Source organism: Alysiella crassa DSM 2578, from assembly GCF_000745955.1.
In the GTDB taxonomy this organism is placed as follows: domain Bacteria; phylum Pseudomonadota; class Gammaproteobacteria; order Burkholderiales; family Neisseriaceae; genus Simonsiella; species Simonsiella crassa.
In genome coordinates this window covers 1-19948 of sequence record NZ_JQKH01000046.1, presented here as the reverse complement: position 1 = coordinate 19948, position 19948 = coordinate 1, and the positions used below count along the sequence as shown (strand labels likewise).

Sequence of the window (19948 nt, the reverse complement as noted above, 5' to 3'; positions counted from 1 at the left end):
ATATAAAATCATGTAAATTTTTTTCAAGAAAATGCTTGCGTGGCGAGCCGAAATTTGGTTTAATTCTGTTTTCGCTGATGTGGCGAAATAAATCGGGTGATTAGCTCAGTTGGTAGAGCGTCTGCCTTACAAGCAGAATGTCGGCGGTTCGACTCCGTCATCACCCACCAGTTTTTATCGGTCGCTTTAACGGCGGTCGGTTATTTTTCGGTTGCGGTGGTAGCTCAGTTGGTTAGAGTACTGGCCTGTCACGCCAGTGGTCGCGGGTTCGAGCCCCGTCCACCGCGCCAAAAGTTTTTTCATTGTATAATCCTTTCAAGATTAGCCCTTTGAGTTTACTCAAAGGGCATTTTTTTCGGATATGATACGCTAAACTCAAAACAGGCAGCCTGAAACGCATTTTTCAGGCTGCCTGAATGTTTTTTAACGATGAAAATCAAACCGTTGAATCTGCCAGCGTATTCAATTCATCTTTCTGCGCTTGGGTCAATTTTGCAATACCCAAAATCAAAGACGCATTCGTCCAACCAAAACCGCCTGCTGGCACATAGTCAAACACCGCCCCCACATTGCCATATTCCACATTGGTTTTGTGCGAACTTTGCTCCACGTTGAATTTTTCGGGAATCAAACCGTTGTATTCCACCGTTGCGCGGACAATGGTCTGCACCCACGCAAACGCCGCTTGGTACATTTCATCAGCAAAACCAAAATGTTGCAAACCTTCCCAAATCAAAATTTGGTGCGGTGCCCAGCCGTAGGGATAATCCCATTGGCGTTCCACATTCAGGCTGCCTGAAATGGGGGCGGTGGACGCAATGCCACCCACGCGCAACAGTTGCGGCAACTGGCTGGCTACCGCGCGTTTGGCTTGCGTGGGGCTGCACGCCTTCGCCCAAAGTGGAAACAAATTGCTGGCGGATACAAACGCATTTTGCTTTTTCGTCAAATGGTTGTAATCATAGAATGTGCCGTCCGCTTCGTTCCACAAATATTGCTGCATGGCGAGATAGCGTTTTTCTGCGTATTCAAAAAAGCGGTCGTACGAATAAGTTTGTCCTGCAAATTCAAAACCTTGTGGATAATATTCCAATAATAATTGGGCAATATCCGCTTCCACGCGATACAAAATGGCGTTCAAATCCACACAAGCGGTGTCGGCACACACATCGTCCAAACGGGTGGTGGTGTCGTGTCCGCTTTCGCGCATGGCGCGGTCGTGTTCAAAATAGCGGTCTAGCTCGGGTTCTTTCAGGCTGCCTGAATCGTATTCGCGCTCAAAATCTTGCCAATTCATGCCGTGTTTGTCGGCAAATTGCTGCAAAATCACGCGAAAATGCCCTTCTTCGGTTTCTTTGGGGCGACCTACACCTTCGTCAAAATAATGGTTCAAACCGATGTCGGCAAAATAATGCGTGTTCGGGTTTTGCCAAACCTGTTCGTATTCCTGAATGGCGATTGCCAAATGTTCCGCCAGCCAATTTTCAGGCAGCCTGTCGGCATATTGGCGGTAAAAGGCGGCTAAATAGGGCGTGTAAAACGGTGGCTGCGAGCGCGTTAAATAATAGCTGCGGTTGGCGTTCAACATTTTGCCGTAGTATTTGATTTGATAGGCAATGTTTTCCAACATGCCCCGCGCCAATTCGTATTGGTCATGCGCCATTAAGCCCAAGCCGATGAAATAGCTGTCCCAGCCATACATTTCATTAAACCGCCCCCCTGGTACGACATAGGGCAAAGGTTGGTCGGTTTCCTTATCGTATTTCAATGCCAATAAGCCTGCTTTTTCATCAATTTCTTTCAATAAATCAGCAGAATACGGTGGCGCAGGCAGCTCAATAATCTCAATATTGTCGTATTGCGCGGTAATGCGGTGATAGTACGCCAAACCGTCCACATCGGCGGCTGGCACATACAAATAGGATTTTTCGCTGCTGCGTTTTTCGTCAAACAAATTGGCAAGCACATTGTCGGCATTCATGCGGCGGCTCAACACGTTCCAATAATGATTTTTCATTAAATAATCAACGCGTTCCAATGGTTTCATCAACACTTTTTCGGTGTCCAATTCGCCATTGCCCAGCCAAACTTCTTGCAATAAATTGGCTAAATAATAAGTGCCTTTGACTTCAAATGATTCGCCATTTTCGCCAAACACGGTAAATTGTTTGTTGCCCGTGTCGTCAATGGTAATGGTGCGCGTGCCTTGCGTGGATTGTTGCGCCAATAAGTCGTTTAAGATTTGGTCGCGGTTGATTTTAAGCTGCATTGCCGTATCCTTTAATGAATTTGTTCAACAAAATCAATGAAACAATCAAAATCGCAATCGGAATTAACATGAAATAAAACGCTTGTGCGCCACCCACATTTTCAAACAACATGCCAATAATGCGCGAACCAATCGTACCGCCTAACGCGGAGAAAATCACAATCAAACCCGTCATTGGGCTGTGCAAATGTTTGGGCAAGGCGGACAAAGTTGCCGAACTAATCAAGGGGTAAATTGGCGCAATAAACAAGCCAATTAAAGGGAAAATAAAGCCAATCGCAGGAATATCACTAAATGAATGAATGGTTTGTGGGTTGGCGTTCAAAGCTGATGGCAACACAAACACCACCACCGCAGCCGCCGCCAATAGGCAGCCAATCAGCAAAGTCAGCCAATGGATTTTTTTAACCAACTGCCCCGCCAAAAAACGCCCAGCCGCCAATGACAATGCCAAAATGCTCGCCATTTGCACACTCAAAGTTTCATTTAAAGACAAAACTTTTTGATTGAAAGTGGGCAGCCAAGTCATGATGCCTTGTTCCACCATCACAAAACAGAATGCGCTCAATACAAAGAAAATGGTCAAAGGCAATGCCGCCATTTTCAACATACCAACAAAATCATCGGACAGGCTGCCTGAAGATTTGGGTGTTTCCACCTCCACTTTGGTAAACAGCAACAGAAAAAATGCCACCGCCACCAAAGCCGCCAACAGCAAATACACGCGCAGCCAGCCATTGGGGTCGTTTGCGTCAAAAAACGCGGGGAACAGGAAATAGGCGGACGCAATGCCTATCATGAAAAAGCCTTCAATGGAACTCATGAAACTGTTGTGTTCTTCCTTGCTGTTGGTGAACAAGCCTATCATGGAATACACGGACACTTTGATAAAGGCAAATGCCACGCCAATCGTTAAAAACAGGATTTTGCTGCTGCCAAACGAGTTACCCAAATACATGGTCAGGCAGCCTGCAAACACCAATGCCAATCCAAGTAACATGCTGTTTTTGTAACCAAATTTCGGCAAAAATGAAGCAACGAAAAACGACACAATCGCAATCGGCAAATCTTTAAATGCTTCCAAAATACTGGCTTCGGTGGCGGAAACGCCGTAGTTGGCAAGCGATTGTTGAATCACAATGCCCACGCTATTGAGCAAAATGGCAAAGACAAAGTAATTGATAAACAATGCCAATTTAATGGGAAAATGTTTCATGGCACATTCCTTTGGTGAAGAAGAGAAAAATAGTAAGATGAATAATTGGTATTATAACGAAGTTTATGACATCGGTGTCATTTTTAATCAAAATAAAAATAATCATAAAAAATGGTGCGAATATTTTTCAGGCAGCCTGAAATCTCGTAAAATCCGCGCATTTTCATTCACAGGAACACACCATGACCGCCACCAAACCGCCATCACCGATGATGCAACAATATCTCGCCATCAAAGCCGAACACGCTGACAAGCTGGTGTTTTACCGCATGGGCGATTTTTACGAATTGTTTTTTGATGATGCGGTGCAGGCAGCGAAATTATTGGACATCACGCTCACCACGCGCGGGCAACACAATGGCGAAGCCATCAAAATGGCGGGCGTGCCGTATCACGCGGTGGAGCAGCATTTGGCGAAATTGGTCAAACTCGGTTGCAGCGTGGCGATTTGCGAGCAGGTGGGCGAAGTGGGCGCGGCAAAAATCGTGGAGCGCAAAGTCGTGCGCATTGTAACGGCTGGCACGCTGACCGATTCCGCGCTGTTGGAAGATAAGGAAACCAACCGTGTCGCCGCCTTATTTGTTGGCAAAAAACAAAGTGCCTTGGCGTGGGCGGCATTGGAAAGCGGCGAATTTCGGGTAAAAATCATTGAAATCAATAAATTAGTGGACGAATTGGCGCGGCTGAATGTGGCGGAATTATTGTGCGATTCCCATTTCAGGCTGCCTGAAAATTGCCCAAAAATCCCCATTAGCCGTTTGAACTCATGGCAATTTGCACCCGATACCGCATTTAAATTATTAACCGAATATTTTGCTAGCCAAGATTTACGCGGTTTTGGTTTGGATTTAGACGAGCATTCGGCGGCGATTTCGGCGGCAGGTGCATTGCTTAACTATTTGAAATTAACACAAAATCAGCTTCCACCCCACATGGACGCGCTGACTTTGGAAACGGAAAACCAGTTTATCGCGTTGGACGCGGCAACGCGGCGCAATTTGGAAATCACCGCCACTTTGAGTGGCAAAAAATCGCCTACGCTGTTTTCGGTTTTAGATGAATGTGTTACGCATATGGGTAGTCGTTTGTTGGCGCATTGGTTGCACCACCCTTTGCGCCATCGTGGGCATATTCAGGCGCGTTTGGACGCGGTGCAAGCCTTGATTTCGGGCAACTCGTTTTCAGGCAGCCTGCAATTTGTTCCCTCCCCCGTCCTCAACGGGGGAGGGCTAGGGTGGGGGCAAGACAGCGAGGATAATGCGAATTTGCTTGCGCCCGAAAGTGCCCCCCCCCCCCCAACCCTCCCCCGCCAGTCGGGGGAGGGAGCAAGTGCCGCGCCACCAAAAATGTATCCACACAATCCACAATCGCGCGAGGAACTTTCAGGCAGCCTGAAACACATTCCCGATATGGAACGCATTGCCGCGCGAATTGCTTTGGGGACGGCGCGACCGCGTGATTTGTCGGCGTTGCGCGATGGTTTGCTGGTTTTACAAAAAATTCGTTTACCAAACAGCAGTTTATTGGACACATTGGCGGCGTGTTTTCCGCAAACGCAAGCGGTGGGCGAATTATTGCAGGCTGCCTTATTGCCTGAACCATCGGTGTGGCTGAAAGATGGTGGCGTAATAAACCATCATTATAACAATGAGTTAGATGAATTGCGCCATTTGCAAACGCATGGCGATGATTTTTTGCGCGAATTGGAGCAGCGTGAACGCGAGCGCACGCAATTGTCCACGTTGAAAGTGGAATTTAATCGCGTGCATGGTTTTTATATTGAATTATCAAAAAATCAGGCAGAACAAGCACCTAGCGATTATCAACGCCGCCAAACGCTGAAAAATGCCGAGCGATTTATCACGCCCGAATTGAAAGCGTTTGAAGACAAATTTTTGGCGGCGCAAGATAAAGCGTTGGCATTGGAAAAAGTATTGTATGAACAATTACTTACCCAGTTGCAGGCTGCCTTAAATGTGTTGCAGCAGGCGGCGAAAGCGGCGGCGACTTTGGACGTGTTGTGCAGTTTCGCGCACACGGCGCAGCAGTATGGCTACACCATGCCGCAATTTAGCGATGGCGCGGAATTGAGCATTGTGGCGGGGCGACATCCTGTGGTGGAACAACAGCTTACGCGATTTACGCCCAATGATACGCGGCTGGATTCGGCGCAGCGCGTGTGTTTGCTGACGGGTCCGAATATGGGCGGTAAATCCACTTATATGCGGCAGGTGGCGTTGATTGTGTTGTTGGCGCACACGGGCTGTTTTGTGCCAGCAGAACAAGCACTTATTGGCAAAATTGACCAGATTTTTACCCGCATTGGCGCGAGCGATGATTTGGCGGGCAACCGTTCTACGTTTATGGTGGAAATGTCGGAAACGGCGTATATTTTGCACCACGCCACGCCGCAATCGCTTGTTTTAATGGACGAAGTGGGGCGTGGCACGTCCACATTTGACGGTTTGGCTCTGGCGCATGCGATTGCGGAACATTTGTTGCAGAAAAATCAATCTCTCACGTTGTTTGCCACGCATTATTTTGAATTAACAAGGCTGCCTGAAAAATACGAAGGCGCGTTTAATCGGCATTTGTCGGCGTTGGAGCAGGGACAAGATATTGTTTTTCTTCATAATGTGCAAGATGGTGCGGCGGAGAAAAGTTATGGCATTGCGGTGGCAAAATTGGCAGGTTTGCCGCCACGCGCCTTGAAAGCGGCACAAAAGCAGTTGAAATCATTGGAAAATCAGAATTCGGACAGGCAATTGGATTTATTTGCCGAACCCGAATGGGATAATGATGAAGATGAAACGGAGCATGTTTCAGGCAGCCTGATTGTGGAAAAATTAAATTCAATCAATCCCGATGAATTGACGGCGCGGCAGGCTTTGGATTTGGTGTATGAGTTGAAAAATTTATTGAATAAATAATATAGTGAATCAAATACAAAATAGGACACTATGTAGGGTGCAACTTGTTGCACCAAATCCATGTTTTATAAGAAAAATGGTGCAACAAGTTGCACCCTACACTTGTCCTATTTTTAAATGGATTGACTATAATTTAAGAATTTAGGCAGCCTGAAACGCATTTCAGGCTGCCTAATTTAAATAGATGATAGACAAAAGGCGACCCCACAGAGAAGGGGTTGGCGGTGTCCTCTGTGGGGTCTAAGTTCGGTCGCTGGTGTATGGGCGGGTGGCGACCGAACCTGTTTCGTATTATAGGGAAATTTGCCTAATTTTGCAAGCAGTTTGTTTAGCGAATACTGAAACCGCGCAAATATTGCGTGCGTTCCGCATTCCACTTGATTTCACACGCCATGCGATGATTTTCCATTTCGGTTTTATGACCGCCCATTTTGGCTTCTTGTTCGCAAATTTGCGCTTTTTTGTGTTCCCACGCTTGCTGTTCGGCGTGTAAATCTTTTTGAATATCGGTGGAAATTTTGTCCCACGCCAATTGCACATCTTGCACAGAATCGCGCCATTCGGTTTGACGTTGCGGATTGGGGGTGTTTTCGCGTTGTGCGGGCTGCTGTGGGGTGGTGGTTTCGCTTGGTGGAACTGGGGTGCTGGTTTTGGGTGGGGTTTGCGTGGCGGTCGCGGTGGCGATGTTTTTGTTGGCAGACGAGACGGGTTGCGCCACTTCACGCTTTTCCACAAACCAACCAATCACCAACATCGCCAACAAAAACACCACCGCCAAACCCAGCAAAAATTTCAACACGCCGCCTTTGTTTTTGGCTTTGGTGCTGGGAGGGGTTTTGCGTTTGGCTGATGACTGGGTGGTGGGGTAGGGTTTTTTAGGGGGATTCACTTTTTCAGGCTGCCTGTTGTTTTGGGGTGGGGTTGAATTGTTTTTTTTGCGATTATCTTGTTTGGCGACAATGGTTTTGCCTGCCACGGTTTCAATCATATCAATGGCTTCGGCAATGCTGCATTCAAAAAATTCGCGGTTATGATTGGAGCGTTTGGTTTGTAAAATTTTGTGGACTTTGCCTTCCACCGCTTGCGCGTCTGGCATACGCGCCGCCCACACCACCGTAAACGCGGTGGGTACGCCTGTTGCGCCCGACAATTCGGCGGCGCGTTCCTGCGGCGTGTCGCGGCTGGTGAAACCGATTTTTATCATGCCTTCTTTAAAAGCGGGATTGGTGAGAATATACACCCAACCAAGTGCTTGTTTACTCATAAAATTTCCTTATTTTAAATTGTTCAGGCAGCCTGAAATTAGCTGCTCACCACGCGCCGCAATTTCCACATATCGGGCGTGCTGTCCAATTCCCAAAACGCGCCTTTTTTCACCCACACGCTCGCCCACGCGCCCGTGAGCAAATACGCGCCCAAATCGCCAATCCAAGGCTGATGCCCGACCCATACCACGCAATCATCTGATTGATAAGATTGAATAATTGGTAATAAACTGGTTGCCGAAACATCGGGATTGAGTTCGGGTAATGTGTGGGTGGGGCGTTGCAAATAAGCGGCGGTTTGTTGGCTGCGGCTGGCTTGAGATACGCAGATAATCGCTTGTTTGGGCAGAATTTTGTTGATTTTTTCGGCGGCGATTTGGGCTTGTTGATGACCTTTGGGCGTAAGGGTTCGCGCCAAATCATCGCCTGTGCCGATTTCTGCTTCGGCGTGTCGCCATAGGATAAGTTTCATGTGTTTTTACTTTTTAATTTAATAGGTTAGATTTTCAGGCTGCCTGAGAAATCGTATTTTACAAAAGCAAAATCATTTTTGCCAATGCTGAATCCACGCTTCAATTTGCCAATCTTCATAAGCCAATAATTGTCCAATTCGCCGTTCGGTTTCGGCGTGAAAACCTGCGCTTTGATTTTGTAAAATAGACATTAATTCATCGGCTTGGGTTTTGTATTCGGGTTTGAAAATAATAAAACTGGGGAAAACAAAATCCGCATTCATCGTGTGAAAAAAGGTGTGTAAACCAAATGTACCATTTTCCAAATACGGCAAAAAATCCGCAGGCAAACATTCGGAAAACAAAGCCGCTTGCTTTTTCCCCGCCAACATCAATGCCAATTCCTTGCCTTCGTGTGGTGCAATGCCATTGGGTAAAGTGGGTTGGTTCAAATTGTCCAATTCGGGATAAAAACGGTAAATTTCTTCCAAAATCGTCATTTGTGTTTCGCCAATCAATACGCCGATATTTCGTTTTAATTGGGCGTGTAATTCGGGCGGCAATGTGTCAAATTGCGGCAAATGCAAAATGGCAGACAAATGTTCTATGGATTTTAAAGCGTGTTGTTTCATTTCAATGGCGAAATTTTTATCCATAATTTATCCATTTCAAACAATGTGTTACTGATATGGTGCAACAAGTTGTACCCCACATTTTACCGTACGCTAGGGCGTTCAGGCTGCCTGAAATACCTTAAATACAATCTGTATCCCACCGCCCACAATATCATCGTTAAAATCAAACCATAAAACCAAGCAGCCATTTGATTCATCAAACCACCGTATTGCACATCAATCGGTACAATTTCTTGATTTTCAATGCGATAGTGGTAAATATAAGGGTCAGCAGGGCTATCGGCGTAACTGATTAAGCGATAAGTTTGTGCGGGTGTGATGTCAAAATAATATTTGTAATTAAACCAACCATTTCCATCATCAGGCACGGGTGTGTGGCACAAAACATCTTGACCTTTTTTGTAATCCTGCAAACTTTGCGATTGGATTTTGCCATCAACCAACACACAGAATCGGAAAAATTCAGTTTGGGTAACGGGGCGACTTTTGAGTGGCATTTGCCATTCGCTTATTGTCGCCATACCCCACCAAATCAGGATAAATAAAATCAATTTAATGATTTCAAATAATATTTTCTTTATTAAAATCATGTATTTTCCTTTTCAGGCTGCCTGAAACACCTAGCGGTGGGCAAAACAATCAATCCCCCATTGCCGCCAACAATTCCGCCTGATGTTCGGCAATCAGCGCGGACGTGATTTCTTCCATATCACCGTCCATCACAAAATCCAGCTTGTGCAAAGTCAAATTGATGCGGTGGTCGGTAACGCGCCCTTGTGGGTAATTGTAGGTGCGAATGCGCTCGCTGCGGTCGCCACTGCCAATCAGGGATTTGCGTTCGGCGGCTTCTTTGGCTTGGGCTTCGCGTTTTTGCATGTCGTTCAAACGGGCGGCTAACACTTTCATGGCTTGGGCTTTGTTGGCGTGTTGGCTGCGACCGTCTTGGCATTCCACCACCATGCCTGTGGGCAAATGGGTAATGCGGACGGCTGAATCCGTTTTGTTGATGTGCTGACCGCCTGCACCACTGGCGCGGAAAGTGTCGATGCGTAAATCATTGGCGTTTAATTGGATTTCTTCCAATTCGTCTGCTTCGGGCATCACGGCAACGGTGCAAGCGGACGTGTGAATGCGCCCTTGGCTTTCCGTTGCGGGTACGCGCTGAACGCGGTGTCCGCCGCTTTCAAATTTCAATTTGCCATACGCGCCCACGCCTGCCAAGCGCACGATGACTTCTTTGTAGCCGCCCAAATCGCTTTCGCTGGCGGAGACGATTTCGGTTTGCCAACGATGGCGTTCGGCATAGCGCACATACATACGCAACAAATCGCCTGCAAACAAAGCCGCTTCATCGCCGCCTGTGCCTGCGCGAATTTCAATGAAAATGTTTTTGTCATCGTCTGCGTCTTTGGGTAGGAGCAATTTTTGTAATTCAAAATCAAGGGTTTCAATTTTGTCTTTGGCTGCCTGAATTTCTTCGGCGGCAAAATCTTTCATATCGGGGTCGGACAACATCTCTTGCGCGTCCGCCAAATCGCTTTGTGCCAAACGGTATGCCTGATAGGTCTCCACAATGGGTGTGAGTTCCGAATGTTCTTGGTTGAGTTTGCGGTAATTTTCCATATCAGACACGGCTTCGGGCGAACCGAGCAGGGCGGTTACTTCTTCCAAACGCTCGGACAGGATTTGTAATTTATTGAGAATACTGGGTTTCATGGTTTACATTCACGTTCAGGCTGCCTGTTGGGTTTGACAATAGGGTGCCTACCTCGCACCAAATCATTCAAATCATGTGGTATTTCGGTGCGTAATACGCACCCTACATGAATTTTGCCGTGTCTTTTCAGGCAGCCTGAAACAAAATAAAAAGTGGAAAAATGGCGCAAATTATACGCGTACCCAATAAAAAAAGCTGCCCCAAAAATTCAGGCAGCCTGAAAACCCAATTTACTGAATCAATTCCCCATTTTCGTCCCAACTTTGTTCCAATATCAATTCCCCATTTTCAAACACACGCTCGCTGCGCTTATTGCCATTTTCATACCAGCCCAACGCCACGCCCGTGCGTTTGCCCTGTTGCAGAGAAAATTCAGACGTTAATTTCCCCTGTTTATCCCAAGTGATTTGCGTAACGATTTCGCCATGTTTCATGGTTAATTCTTGTTTTTTCTGACCATTTTCATACCATGCGGTAGATGTGCCGTGTTCCACATCATGCTCAAAATGCTTTTCGCTAAAAGGCTGCCCGTTTTTGTACCACATCATGCCCATGCCGTGTAATTTGCCGCCCACAAAATGCAATTCTTGCGCCTTATTGCCATTGTCAAACCAGCGTGTCAATTCGCCGTCCAGCAGCCCATTTTTGAAATGTGCCAATAATTTACGCGCACCATTATCATAATTTTGCGTAAACTGACCATCAGTGGGAAACACCGTGTTTTTTGGTAAGGCAGCCTGCGGATTTGCCGAAATATTCACATTCACATTTGCCGCCGCCGCGCCCTGCACCAACACCGCACTCAATAAGGCTGCCTGAAACCATTTCATTGCCAGCATAATAGGTTTTTTCCTTTGAATTTAAACAAAAAAGTCCAGCCCATTCTAGCAGAAGCCCATCACAGCACAGGGCGACTTAACATTTCTAAACTTTGCCTGATGTAAATACGCAACAGTTTGGTGGATTTTAAGGCGAATATGTTTACAAAATCAGATTTTCAGGCTGCCTTTATTACACAATACCCTATAATGGGTCATTGAAAAATCGTTTTGCAAACAAAAAAATAGACAAAATAACAAATTATTCTTAAAATACCACTTTCTCATTTTCCAGCCATTTCAGGCAGCTTTTTCCAATTTTTACTGAATTTTATTGTTTTCAGGCAGCCTGAAATGCTTCAAATTTCTATATTGAATAACACCATCATGCACGTTTCAGAACTTCAAACCAAACACATTACCGAACTCATCGCTCAAGCCGAACAAATGGGCATTGAAAACGCAAACCGCTTAAGAAAACAAGACCTTGTCTTTACCATTGTGCGCGAATTAATGAAAAATGGACAAGAATTTATCTGTTCGGGTACGCTGGAAACGCTGCCCGATGGTTATGGTTTCTTGCGTAGCTCCGCCACATCGTATTTGGCTTGCCCAGACGATATTTATGTGTCGCCCAATCAAATTCGCCGCTTTAATTTGCACACGGGCGACACGATTGAAGGCACCGTCCGCACCCCAAAAAACGATGAAAAATACTTCGCCCTTGTGCGCGTGGACAGTATTAATGGCGATGACCCCGAAACTTCTCGCCATAAAGTTTTATTTGAAAATTTAACCCCCCTGTTTCCCAATCGCCAATTGAAATTGGAACGCCCCATCGTGGCAGAAGAAAACATCACAGGGCGCATTATTGACCTGATTTCGCCGATTGGTTTGGGACAACGCGCTTTGCTGGTTGCGCCGCCGAAAACGGGTAAAACCGTGATGTTGCAAAATGTGGCGCACGCGATTACGGCGAATAATCCCAATGTAGAATTAATCGTTTTGCTGATTGATGAACGCCCCGAAGAAGTTACCGAAATGACCCGCAGTGTGCGCGGCGAAGTCGTCTCGTCCACTTTTGATGAACCCGCGCAACGCCATGTTCAAGTTGCCGAAATGGTGATTGAAAAAGCCAAACGCATGGTGGAACATAAAAAAGATGTCGTGATTTTGCTGGACAGCATTACGCGTTTGGCGCGGGCGTACAACACCGTTGTGCCGACTTCTGGCAAAGTGCTGACGGGCGGCGTGGACGCCAACGCCTTGCACCGCCCCAAACGCTTTTTCGGTGCGGCGCGAAATGTGGAAGAGGGTGGTTCGCTGACCATTATCGCCACCGCGCTGGTGGACACGGGCAGCCGCATGGACGATGTGATTTTTGAAGAATTCAAAGGCACAGGCAATATGGAGCTGAATTTGGAACGCAGGCTGGCTGAAAAGCGCGTGTTCCCAGCGATTAATATTAACAAATCGGGTACGCGCCGCGAAGAATTGCTCGTGCCACAAGAGCAATTGCAAAGAATGTGGGCGTTGCGCCGCATGCTGCACGGCATGGACGATATTGAAGCGGCAGAATTTTTATTGGACAAAGTCAAAAAAACCAAAAGCAATGACGAATTTTTTGATGAAATGCGCGGCGGTGGTTCGTCCAGTTCGGCTGGCTCGTCCAACAATGTTGCGGCTGCCGCGAGTCCAGCGCGTTCTCCGCGTGGTCGCAAACCCAAGCAGCCATCATAAAATTTCAAATTTATCAGGCAGCCTGAAAGCCAAAACAATGCTTTTCAGGCTGCCTGAATATTTTAGCCCTTTGTTTTATTGTGTAAATTTGTAAAATCAATATATAACGAAAAGTAATGTGAAAAATAACTTTTAATTTTAAGGAAATTAGATTTTGTAACCTATTGTGCTTTAAATCATGTTAGTTTATGATAAGGTTTGTTTAGAACAATGAAAGGAGTTGTCAAATGCAACTGACACTAGACAAAACGGATTTAAAAATCCTGCAAGTTTTACAAGAAAATGGGCGTTTGAGCAATGTGGAATTGTCGGAGCGGGTGGCATTGTCGCCATCGCCGTGCTTGCGCCGTTTGAAACAATTGGAAGAATCGGGTTTGATTCGCCGTTATGCCGCGCTGTTGTCGCCTGTGGAGTTGAGTTTAGGTTTGCAAGTATTTATTCGCGTGTCCATTAACAAAGCGGCGGACGCACGAGAAGAATTTGCCAATGCGGTGCAAAAATGGGATGCCGTGTTGAGCTGCTACGCGCTGACGGGGGAAACGGATTATTTATTGCATGCCTTTTTTACCGATATGAACGCATTTTCCCATTTTGTACTCAATGATTTGCTTTCACATACTTGTGTTTTGGACGCAAAATCCAGCTTTGTATTGAAAGAAGTGAAAAACACAACTTCATTGCCTTTAGATCATTTAAATATTTAATTGAATTAGCTAAATAATATTATACAGGCAGCCTGAAAGCCAAAACAATGGTTTTCAGGCTGCCTGTATTTTGAATGTGAGTAAACGTAGGGTGTGCCGTGCGCACCAAATTCACTATAGTCGTAGAACTGAAAAAGCAGTACGGCGTTGCCAACGCCCTTATGTACTATTCGTACACGGCGGGCGTTGTCGCCTTGTCCTGCATTTTCATTTCTACGACTATATAATATTTAAATTATTCAAATGTTTGGTATGTTCGGCACTCTGCCGTGATATTAAAACTGCAAGCGTTCTGCCAATCTTTGCGCGGCTTCGGCGCGTTCTTTTTGCGCGGCGGCAACTGTGCCACCGTTCCATTGCGACCACTCGGTTTTGCGCCGTGCTTTTTGCAATTCATCGGGCAATTTATTTGCTGCCCACGCGTTGAATTCGCCACGCAATGCCAATTCATCTTGCGCCGCGTGTCCGCGAGCTTGCAACATCGCCAATAATTCACACGCGCGCGCCGCCAATACGGTTAAAGCCGCCGAATCCACCCACAGTGTTTGTGTGCCTGTGATTTTATCGCTAATGGTTTGAATATTTGGAATAATGCTGCCAATCAGGCTGCCGACCACCGTCCCCATGCCCAAAGACAAACCCGCCGTCAAAACATCAAATCCCAAACCCACCGCCGCGCCAGTCGCCAAGCCTTTACCTGTGCGTATGCCATATTGCAACAATAATTCGCTGTCAAACGGGTCTTGGCGAAAGGCTTGCATTGCCCAATCGGTGCCGTGCAATTCATTATTATAAAATTGATATAAATCAAGCAATTGTTTATGTAAATGGCGTTCTGCTTGGCGCACTATGGTTTGCATTTCGGCTTGTTTTTCGGTCAAAACGGCTTCGGTGGCGAATGTTTGCCGATACGCCGCCACGTTCAGCAAAAAATGGGCAATCAGCAAACGCGCGTCTGTGTCCAAACGCGCCCATTCGTAGCGGCGATGGGCGATGAGTGTGTCCAACAGGCTGCGTTCAGGCAGCATGGTTGCCAAATTGTCCCACAATTGAATTTCGCCATTAAAATCAAACGCCACCGTATCAAACGCGCTGGAAACGTGCAACACGCGCCGCGCCAACATGGTTTGCCAATCGCTTAAATCACGCCCTGCGGTGAAATTAAACACGGGCATAATCGGCTTGGCGCACCACGATAATACGGTCAATTCGTCTTTGTATTTGGGCAACACGGGTTCACGCGCGTCAATCACATACAAGGCACAATCGCTTTGCAATAATTGGCGCAACACTTTGGCTTCTTGGGAAAATTCCTGCGCGGCGGCGGGGCTGGCGAGAAATTGTTGCAGTCGCTCAATGCCATCAATTTGGTTGGACGTGTTTTGCTCCAGCCAATCTAATACGCCGCCTGCGTCTTCCAAGCCAGGGGTGTCGTATAGGCGTACCCATTCGCCTATCCATGCTTCTTCCACATGGCGGGTGGTGGCGGCGGCGTTTTTGACTTCGCCAAATTGCGTGTCGCGCAGCAAAGTACGCATCAGTGAAGTTTTACCCGTATTCGTGTGTCCGACTACGGCGAGTTTGAGATTATTGGTCATTTTGTTTTTTAAATTTTTCAATTGGTTAATTTAGGAAGTGAGTTTTCAGGCAGCCTGAAAACAGAAAAATTGGCGATATATAATTGCGTTGGACACGCGTTGCGCCGCGTACCACGCTGCACAGCTCACAGTTAGCCATTTTAGCCAATATTTTCAGGTAGCCTTTCAGTACACGACAAAAATTCTCGTAGGGCGCCCCCTACATATTTGGCGTTGGTAAAATTGTCGTGTACTGTCAGGCAGCCTGAAATTATTTCAATGCTGCTTCCGCTTCTTCCAAACCCAAACGTGCGGCTTGTTGCAATAATTCGCGCATTTTCGCAGAATCTTTTTTCACGCCCAAACCTTGTTGATACAAAACGGCTAAATTAAACGCAGATTTGGCATGATTTTGTGCGGCAGCTTTGGCGTACCATGTAGCGGCGGTGCGATAATTGCCCTGTTCATCGTGCATGGCGGCGAGATTAAATTGCGCGTCTGCATAACCCGATTTTGCCGCTTTTTCGTACCATTTGGCAGCCTGAACGCTGCTTTTGCCGACATATACGCCTTGTTCATGCAGCCAGCCTAAACGAGTTTGTGCTTGTGGATAATGTTGCGCGGCGGCTTGCATATACCAATTGAGAGCGGTTTGTCCGTCTTGCGCCACACCATCGCCGCGCTCGTGCAGCAAACCCATATTGAATTGCGCTTCCGCGTCGCCCTGTTCGGCGGCGGCGGCATACCATTGGGCGGCGGAATCATAATCTTGCACGGCGTAGCGATACCATGCAAATTGGGTTTGGGCGGGGGCGTAGCCTTGTTTGGCGGCTTGTTCAAACCATGTTTCGGCTTGGCTGTATTCGTCTTGTTGTTGATAATATTGGGCTAATTGGTATTGTGCCATCATGTCGCCGCGCATGGCTTGGGTTTGTAGGGTGAACACATCGGGCGCGGCATGAGCAAATTGCGCCGCCAACACCAACGCCGCAAATAGGGCAGAGACTCGCATAAAGGTTTTCCTTTTTTGATTGAATGATTTAATTGTAAACCCATTTTCAGGCTGCCTGAAAGTGGGTTTTCGCGTAAAATTTGGTGTGTTTTATTATTTAAAGATTTAATTTCAGGCAGCCTGAAAGCACTACAAGCATTTTTACTAACACCTAATAATGTAGGGTGCGTACCATGCACCAAATCATTCAAATTACTTGGTATTTTGGTGCGTAATACGCACCCTACAGAAATTTTATTGTGTATTATGATAAGGCAGCCTGAAAAATATATTTGCAAAGAAATCAACATGATAGTATTAGGAATAGAAAGTTCGTGCGATGAAACAGGTATCGCTATTTACGACACAGAAAAAGGCTTAATTGCCAACCAGTTGCACACGCAAATGGCAATGCACGCTGAATACGGCGGCGTGGTGCCAGAGCTTGCCAGCCGCGACCATATTCGCCGACTGGTGCCGCTCACGCAGGCTGCCTTGCAAGAAAGTGGCTTGCAATACAGTGATTTAGATGCGATTGCCTACACGCAAGGGCCGGGTTTGGGTGGTGCCTTGTTGGCGGGTTCGGCGTATGCCAACGCCTTGGCGTTTGCGCTGGACAAGCCTGTGTTGCCCATTCATCATTTGGAAGGGCATTTATTGTCGCCGCTTTTGGCGGACGAGGTGCCTGAATTTCCCTTTGTCGCGCTGCTGGTGTCGGGCGGACACACGCAATTTATGGCGGTGCGCGATTTTGGCGATTACGAATTGCTCGGCGAAACAGTAGATGATGCGGCTGGGGAAGCCTTTGATAAAACAGGAAAACTGATTGGTTTGCCCTATCCAGCAGGGGCGATTTTGTCGCAATATGCGAAACTGGGGCAGCCTGAAACATTCAGTTTCCCACGCCCTATGTTGCACAGCCCTGATTTACAAATGAGTTTTTCGGGCTTGAAAACGGCGGTGCTGACGGCAGTAGAAAAAACGCGGGCGGAACTGAATTTATCGCCCACAGACACGTTGCCCGAACAAACGCGCAATGATATTTGCCGCGCCTTTCAAGACGCGGTGGTGGACGTGTTGGTGGCAAAAGCTAAACGGGCGTTGTTGCAAACGGGATTTCGCTGTTTGGTGGTGGCGGGCGGCGTGGGTGCAAACTGGAAATTGCGCGAAGAATTAGCCAATTTAACTGTACAGTCCACACCCAAAGGGCAGCTTGAAAGGGTGCAGACTTATTTTCCGCCGCTTCCGCTTTGCACGGATAATGGCGCGATGATTGCGTTTGCAGGCGCAATGCGTTTGCAGCATAAAGTGGCGCAGGCGCAACGGGCTGGGGCATTTGATGTGAAACCGCGTTGGTCGTTGCGTGAGATTGTGCGCGAGAATGTGCAGGCTGCCTGAAAATTATTGCGCAATTAATCAATAAAAATATTTCAGGCTGCCTATTTTATTCAATAGGCAGCCTGAAAATCTTTTTTTAAATCAAAATGAAATATTCAATATTAGGGTAAGACGCGAATAATCCCGTTCATTGTGCCTTGCCAATAACTATTGTCCAAACCCACATTGCCCACCGTTTGCAATGGATTAGACAACAAGCCAAAACTCCAGAATTTCTTACTGCGTACCGCGCCCGTTTCCCAATCTAGAGTAACAAAATGGTAGCTGTCCAAAGCAGTAGCATTGTCAGAAGGACCTGTGCGTTCAATCGTGTAAATCAAATTATCAGGCACAGACAATTTAGGCAATGCCGCCGAACGTAAATCACTTGTCCATTTGGTTACGCAGCCTGAATTGTCGGGTTTCACGTCCACGCGCGTGATGCCGCCAATAAAGGGGGCTTTTTCAGGAATGGATTTGCCTGCACCATCGGGGTATTTCGGGTAAGGATAACCATAAGTTGAGCTGGTTACAATCGCACGACCGTAGGCAATGGATGAATCTTCTGTACCCGAATTATTGTCGCCAAACAAAGGCACTTTGCAAATTTCTCTGCCCGTATTATCATTTTGATAAACTAGCAAATTCATGCGTTTGGCGTTGTCGGTAATCGTAACAAATTCATCTTGCGTGGCATTGGTGCCAAAGAATGTGGGTGTCGCGCCCGAACCCCAGCTCAACTGCCCTGGTTTACGCGCAATGCCACGGTCGTAGGCTTGACGCCATTTTGTGCTGATTTTGCCATTTTCTTTTTGCAATAAATACAAAGCATGGGTGGTTACGACCGCCGCACGATTATTGGAAGCGGTGGAAAATGAGTTTGCCACCATTTCGCCGTTACCTACTTTATGGCTGATGATTTTTTTGGTTTTGCGATTAACCACGCCCACCACGCCACCTTGCGTGACAAACCAAACATCATCGGCTTCGCTACCAGGGTTGATGGCAACCACGCTGTCGCAACCCGATTTCTTGCAATGCCCCAACACATGACGTGCTAAATGAATTTGACCAAATGGATTTTTGTGCAGTACCCATTTACCATTTTGGTTTTGTGCGCGTATGGAAATGAGATTATGGTATCCATCTACAAAAATCACTTCATCGCGTTCATTGGCGTAAGCATATACGCTACCGAGTAAGCTGGCGGACGTGAGCATGATGTTGGTCAAAACTTTACCGTCTTTGTCCAGCAAAGTCAGTTTGGGGTTGCGCGTGATGTAGTCCACGCACATCGCCATCACTTTGCCGTCCGACAGCACCATCAAATTCGGGCAAGCTGCCGACAGCGAAATCAACTGTGGCGCACGAGACGAATTTTTCGGACCGCGCAAAGGGCTGGTGTCAGACGACAGCGTGTCGCCATGGCTGGTTGCACCGCCCGATTTGCCCAAACCTGCTGCAATCGGTACAGGGGCAGCCTGCGCCACCGCTAAAGTCGCACTCAATAAAATGGTGGATAATGTTTTCAAATAAAAAGAAGTTTTCATTTTGTGTTTCTCATCTATCAAGACAGTTGTGTGTAAAAAAGTTAAGCAAATAAATAATTAGCCAAATTAAAAAGCGGCAGCCTGAATATCGTCCACGCAATGTTGTACCACTTGCGCTTCGGCTTGCTGCATCGCGGCGGTGTTTTGGGTTTGGGTGGCTTGTTGGAGTTCTTCGTGGGCGATTTGGCATGCGCTGCGGCGTGTGCGTTCTGTGTCGGTAATGGTGTGTTTGGCGAGAAATGTGCTGCTTACCCATTCCTCAATTTGTTTTTCGCTAATATTTTCCACATCGTATTCGGGTTCGGTTTCTATTGGAATGTTTGGTTTACGTTTGTGGGCTTTTTCATTAATTTCGGGGGATAATTTTTGGGTGCGTGGGTAAAAAATGTGTACTTTTTCTAAACGCAAATTGGGCGGTATATCCGAATAGGCACTTTTGCCTGCGGTTTTCCACACTTTTACATTTGTCCAATCTTGCGCATACGCCAAACTGCTGATACCCATCAGCCCCAACACAATCACAGCTCGCATAAAAATAAATCGCTTTTTCAAAAATAAATCAATTGTTTAAATTTTAAATCAAAACAAGTCAATATTCAAGGACAAAACAAATTCAGGCAGCCTTTCAGTACACGACAATTTTTCCAATCACAAATCATGTAGGGTGCGCCGTGCGCACCAAATGACTGAATAATTTAAATATTGTG

The 19948-nt window shown here is 46.8% G+C and carries 17 protein-coding genes and 2 tRNA genes; 7 read left to right on the top strand and 12 right to left on the bottom strand.

Annotated features, from left to right (window positions below; translation table 11 throughout):
* Window positions 1-94: 94 nt before the first annotated feature.
* Together Q338_RS07865 and Q338_RS07860 are read left to right on the top strand one after the other, a co-directional pair.
* Window positions 95-170, top strand: a tRNA-Val gene (locus Q338_RS07865).
* A gap of 43 nt (window positions 171-213) precedes the next feature.
* Window positions 214-290, top strand: a tRNA-Asp gene (locus Q338_RS07860).
* Between the two features lie 146 nt (window positions 291-436).
* On the opposite strand, the gene Q338_RS07855 is transcribed toward Q338_RS07860, so the two are convergent.
* Together Q338_RS07855 and Q338_RS07850 are read right to left on the bottom strand one after the other, a co-directional pair.
* Entirely contained in the window at window positions 437-2269 is a 1833-nt protein-coding gene (locus Q338_RS07855; RefSeq protein WP_034293913.1) for a trehalase family glycosidase, read from the bottom strand.
* The gene (locus Q338_RS07850; RefSeq protein WP_034293910.1) at window positions 2259-3485 is read right to left on the bottom strand and encodes an MFS transporter; all 1227 of its coding nucleotides are present in this window, start codon (window positions 3483-3485) and stop codon (window positions 2259-2261) included. Before Q338_RS07850 ends, Q338_RS07855 begins: the two co-directional genes overlap by 11 nt.
* On the opposite strand from Q338_RS07850, the gene Q338_RS14495 reads away from it, so the two are divergent.
* Entirely contained in the window at window positions 3484-3735 is a 252-nt protein-coding gene (locus Q338_RS14495; protein WP_147293690.1) for a hypothetical protein, read from the top strand. The two genes, Q338_RS07850 and Q338_RS14495, sit on opposite strands and share 2 nt — an antisense overlap.
* Entirely contained in the window at window positions 3668-6415 is a 2748-nt protein-coding gene (gene mutS / locus Q338_RS07845; RefSeq protein WP_034293908.1) for a DNA mismatch repair protein MutS, read from the top strand. The genes Q338_RS14495 and mutS overlap by 68 nt, the downstream gene beginning before the upstream one ends.
* A gap of 328 nt (window positions 6416-6743) precedes the next feature.
* On the opposite strand, the gene Q338_RS13770 is transcribed toward mutS, so the two are convergent.
* The 6 genes from Q338_RS13770 to Q338_RS07815 form a co-directional block, all read right to left on the bottom strand.
* Window positions 6744-7679: a GIY-YIG nuclease family protein gene (locus tag Q338_RS13770; RefSeq protein WP_051968553.1), complete on the bottom strand. Its 936-nt coding sequence runs from the start codon at window positions 7677-7679 to the stop codon at window positions 6744-6746.
* A gap of 38 nt (window positions 7680-7717) precedes the next feature.
* On the bottom strand, window positions 7718-8152 hold the full coding sequence (locus Q338_RS07835; RefSeq protein WP_034293906.1) for a SixA phosphatase family protein: 435 nt from the start codon (window positions 8150-8152) through the stop codon (window positions 7718-7720).
* Window positions 8153-8224: 72 nt separating this feature from the next.
* Window positions 8225-8788: a hypothetical protein gene (locus Q338_RS13765; RefSeq protein WP_051968552.1), complete on the bottom strand. Its 564-nt coding sequence runs from the start codon at window positions 8786-8788 to the stop codon at window positions 8225-8227.
* A 59-nt stretch (window positions 8789-8847) separates the two neighbouring features.
* Entirely contained in the window at window positions 8848-9357 is a 510-nt protein-coding gene (locus Q338_RS07825; RefSeq protein ID WP_034293903.1) for a hypothetical protein, read from the bottom strand.
* Window positions 9358-9406: 49 nt separating this feature from the next.
* The gene (gene prfA / locus Q338_RS07820) at window positions 9407-10483 is read right to left on the bottom strand and encodes a peptide chain release factor 1 (protein WP_034293901.1); all 1077 of its coding nucleotides are present in this window, start codon (window positions 10481-10483) and stop codon (window positions 9407-9409) included.
* 231 nt (window positions 10484-10714) lie between these two features.
* The gene (locus Q338_RS07815; RefSeq protein WP_051968551.1) at window positions 10715-11323 is read right to left on the bottom strand and encodes a toxin-antitoxin system YwqK family antitoxin; all 609 of its coding nucleotides are present in this window, start codon (window positions 11321-11323) and stop codon (window positions 10715-10717) included.
* A 366-nt stretch (window positions 11324-11689) separates the two neighbouring features.
* On the opposite strand from Q338_RS07815, the gene rho reads away from it, so the two are divergent.
* On the top strand, window positions 11690-13042 hold the full coding sequence (rho, locus tag Q338_RS07810; RefSeq protein WP_034293922.1) for a transcription termination factor Rho: 1353 nt from the start codon (window positions 11690-11692) through the stop codon (window positions 13040-13042).
* Window positions 13043-13269: 227 nt separating this feature from the next.
* Window positions 13270-13746 (top strand): Lrp/AsnC family transcriptional regulator, encoded by a 477-nt coding sequence (locus tag Q338_RS07805; RefSeq protein ID WP_034293899.1) that lies wholly within the window; start codon window positions 13270-13272, stop codon window positions 13744-13746.
* 275 nt (window positions 13747-14021) lie between these two features.
* Here the strand turns inward: Q338_RS07805 and Q338_RS07800 are convergent, their stop codons facing one another.
* Together Q338_RS07800 and Q338_RS07795 are read right to left on the bottom strand one after the other, a co-directional pair.
* Window positions 14022-15344, bottom strand: a complete 1323-nt coding sequence (locus tag Q338_RS07800) for a GTPase/DUF3482 domain-containing protein (protein WP_034293919.1) — start codon at window positions 15342-15344, stop codon at window positions 14022-14024.
* 250 nt (window positions 15345-15594) lie between these two features.
* Entirely contained in the window at window positions 15595-16335 is a 741-nt protein-coding gene (locus Q338_RS07795; protein ID WP_051968550.1) for a tetratricopeptide repeat protein, read from the bottom strand.
* Window positions 16336-16623: 288 nt separating this feature from the next.
* Here Q338_RS07795 and tsaD point away from each other — a divergent pair, with 288 nt between their 5' ends.
* Window positions 16624-17712 (top strand): tRNA (adenosine(37)-N6)-threonylcarbamoyltransferase complex transferase subunit TsaD, encoded by a 1089-nt coding sequence (gene tsaD, locus Q338_RS07790; RefSeq protein ID WP_034293896.1) that lies wholly within the window; start codon window positions 16624-16626, stop codon window positions 17710-17712.
* A gap of 101 nt (window positions 17713-17813) precedes the next feature.
* On the opposite strand, the gene Q338_RS07785 is transcribed toward tsaD, so the two are convergent.
* Together Q338_RS07785 and Q338_RS13760 are read right to left on the bottom strand one after the other, a co-directional pair.
* Window positions 17814-19241 (bottom strand): hypothetical protein, encoded by a 1428-nt coding sequence (locus Q338_RS07785; protein WP_034293894.1) that lies wholly within the window; start codon window positions 19239-19241, stop codon window positions 17814-17816.
* Between the two features lie 66 nt (window positions 19242-19307).
* The gene (locus tag Q338_RS13760; protein WP_051968549.1) at window positions 19308-19772 is read right to left on the bottom strand and encodes a hypothetical protein; all 465 of its coding nucleotides are present in this window, start codon (window positions 19770-19772) and stop codon (window positions 19308-19310) included.
* Window positions 19773-19948 lie beyond the last annotated feature (176 nt).

What these genes read in the sequence shown, in the direction of transcription:
- Q338_RS13760 (WP_051968549.1), bottom strand. Translation starts at nt 19,772, where the DNA reads ATGCGAGCTGTGATTGTGTTGGGGCTGATGGGTATCAGCAGTTTGGCG.
- Q338_RS14495 (WP_147293690.1), top strand. Translation starts at nt 3,484, where the DNA reads ATGGCACATTCCTTTGGTGAAGAAGAGAAAAATAGTAAGATGAATAAT.
- Q338_RS07800 (WP_034293919.1), bottom strand. Translation starts at nt 15,344, where the DNA reads ATGACCAATAATCTCAAACTCGCCGTAGTCGGACACACGAATACGGGT.
- Q338_RS07825 (WP_034293903.1), bottom strand. Translation starts at nt 9,357, where the DNA reads ATGATTTTAATAAAGAAAATATTATTTGAAATCATTAAATTGATTTTA.
- Q338_RS07835 (WP_034293906.1), bottom strand. Translation starts at nt 8,152, where the DNA reads ATGAAACTTATCCTATGGCGACACGCCGAAGCAGAAATCGGCACAGGC.
- rho (WP_034293922.1), top strand. Translation starts at nt 11,690, where the DNA reads ATGCACGTTTCAGAACTTCAAACCAAACACATTACCGAACTCATCGCT.
- Q338_RS07795 (WP_051968550.1), bottom strand. Translation starts at nt 16,335, where the DNA reads ATGCGAGTCTCTGCCCTATTTGCGGCGTTGGTGTTGGCGGCGCAATTT.
- tsaD (WP_034293896.1), top strand. Translation starts at nt 16,624, where the DNA reads ATGATAGTATTAGGAATAGAAAGTTCGTGCGATGAAACAGGTATCGCT.
- Q338_RS13765 (WP_051968552.1), bottom strand. Translation starts at nt 8,788, where the DNA reads ATGGATAAAAATTTCGCCATTGAAATGAAACAACACGCTTTAAAATCC.
- Q338_RS07850 (WP_034293910.1), bottom strand. Translation starts at nt 3,485, where the DNA reads ATGAAACATTTTCCCATTAAATTGGCATTGTTTATCAATTACTTTGTC.
- Q338_RS07785 (WP_034293894.1), bottom strand. Translation starts at nt 19,241, where the DNA reads ATGAAAACTTCTTTTTATTTGAAAACATTATCCACCATTTTATTGAGT.
- Q338_RS07855 (WP_034293913.1), bottom strand. Translation starts at nt 2,269, where the DNA reads ATGCAGCTTAAAATCAACCGCGACCAAATCTTAAACGACTTATTGGCG.
- prfA (WP_034293901.1), bottom strand. Translation starts at nt 10,483, where the DNA reads ATGAAACCCAGTATTCTCAATAAATTACAAATCCTGTCCGAGCGTTTG.
- mutS (WP_034293908.1), top strand. Translation starts at nt 3,668, where the DNA reads ATGACCGCCACCAAACCGCCATCACCGATGATGCAACAATATCTCGCC.
- Q338_RS13770 (WP_051968553.1), bottom strand. Translation starts at nt 7,679, where the DNA reads ATGAGTAAACAAGCACTTGGTTGGGTGTATATTCTCACCAATCCCGCT.
- Q338_RS07815 (WP_051968551.1), bottom strand. Translation starts at nt 11,323, where the DNA reads ATGCTGGCAATGAAATGGTTTCAGGCAGCCTTATTGAGTGCGGTGTTG.
- Q338_RS07805 (WP_034293899.1), top strand. Translation starts at nt 13,270, where the DNA reads ATGCAACTGACACTAGACAAAACGGATTTAAAAATCCTGCAAGTTTTA.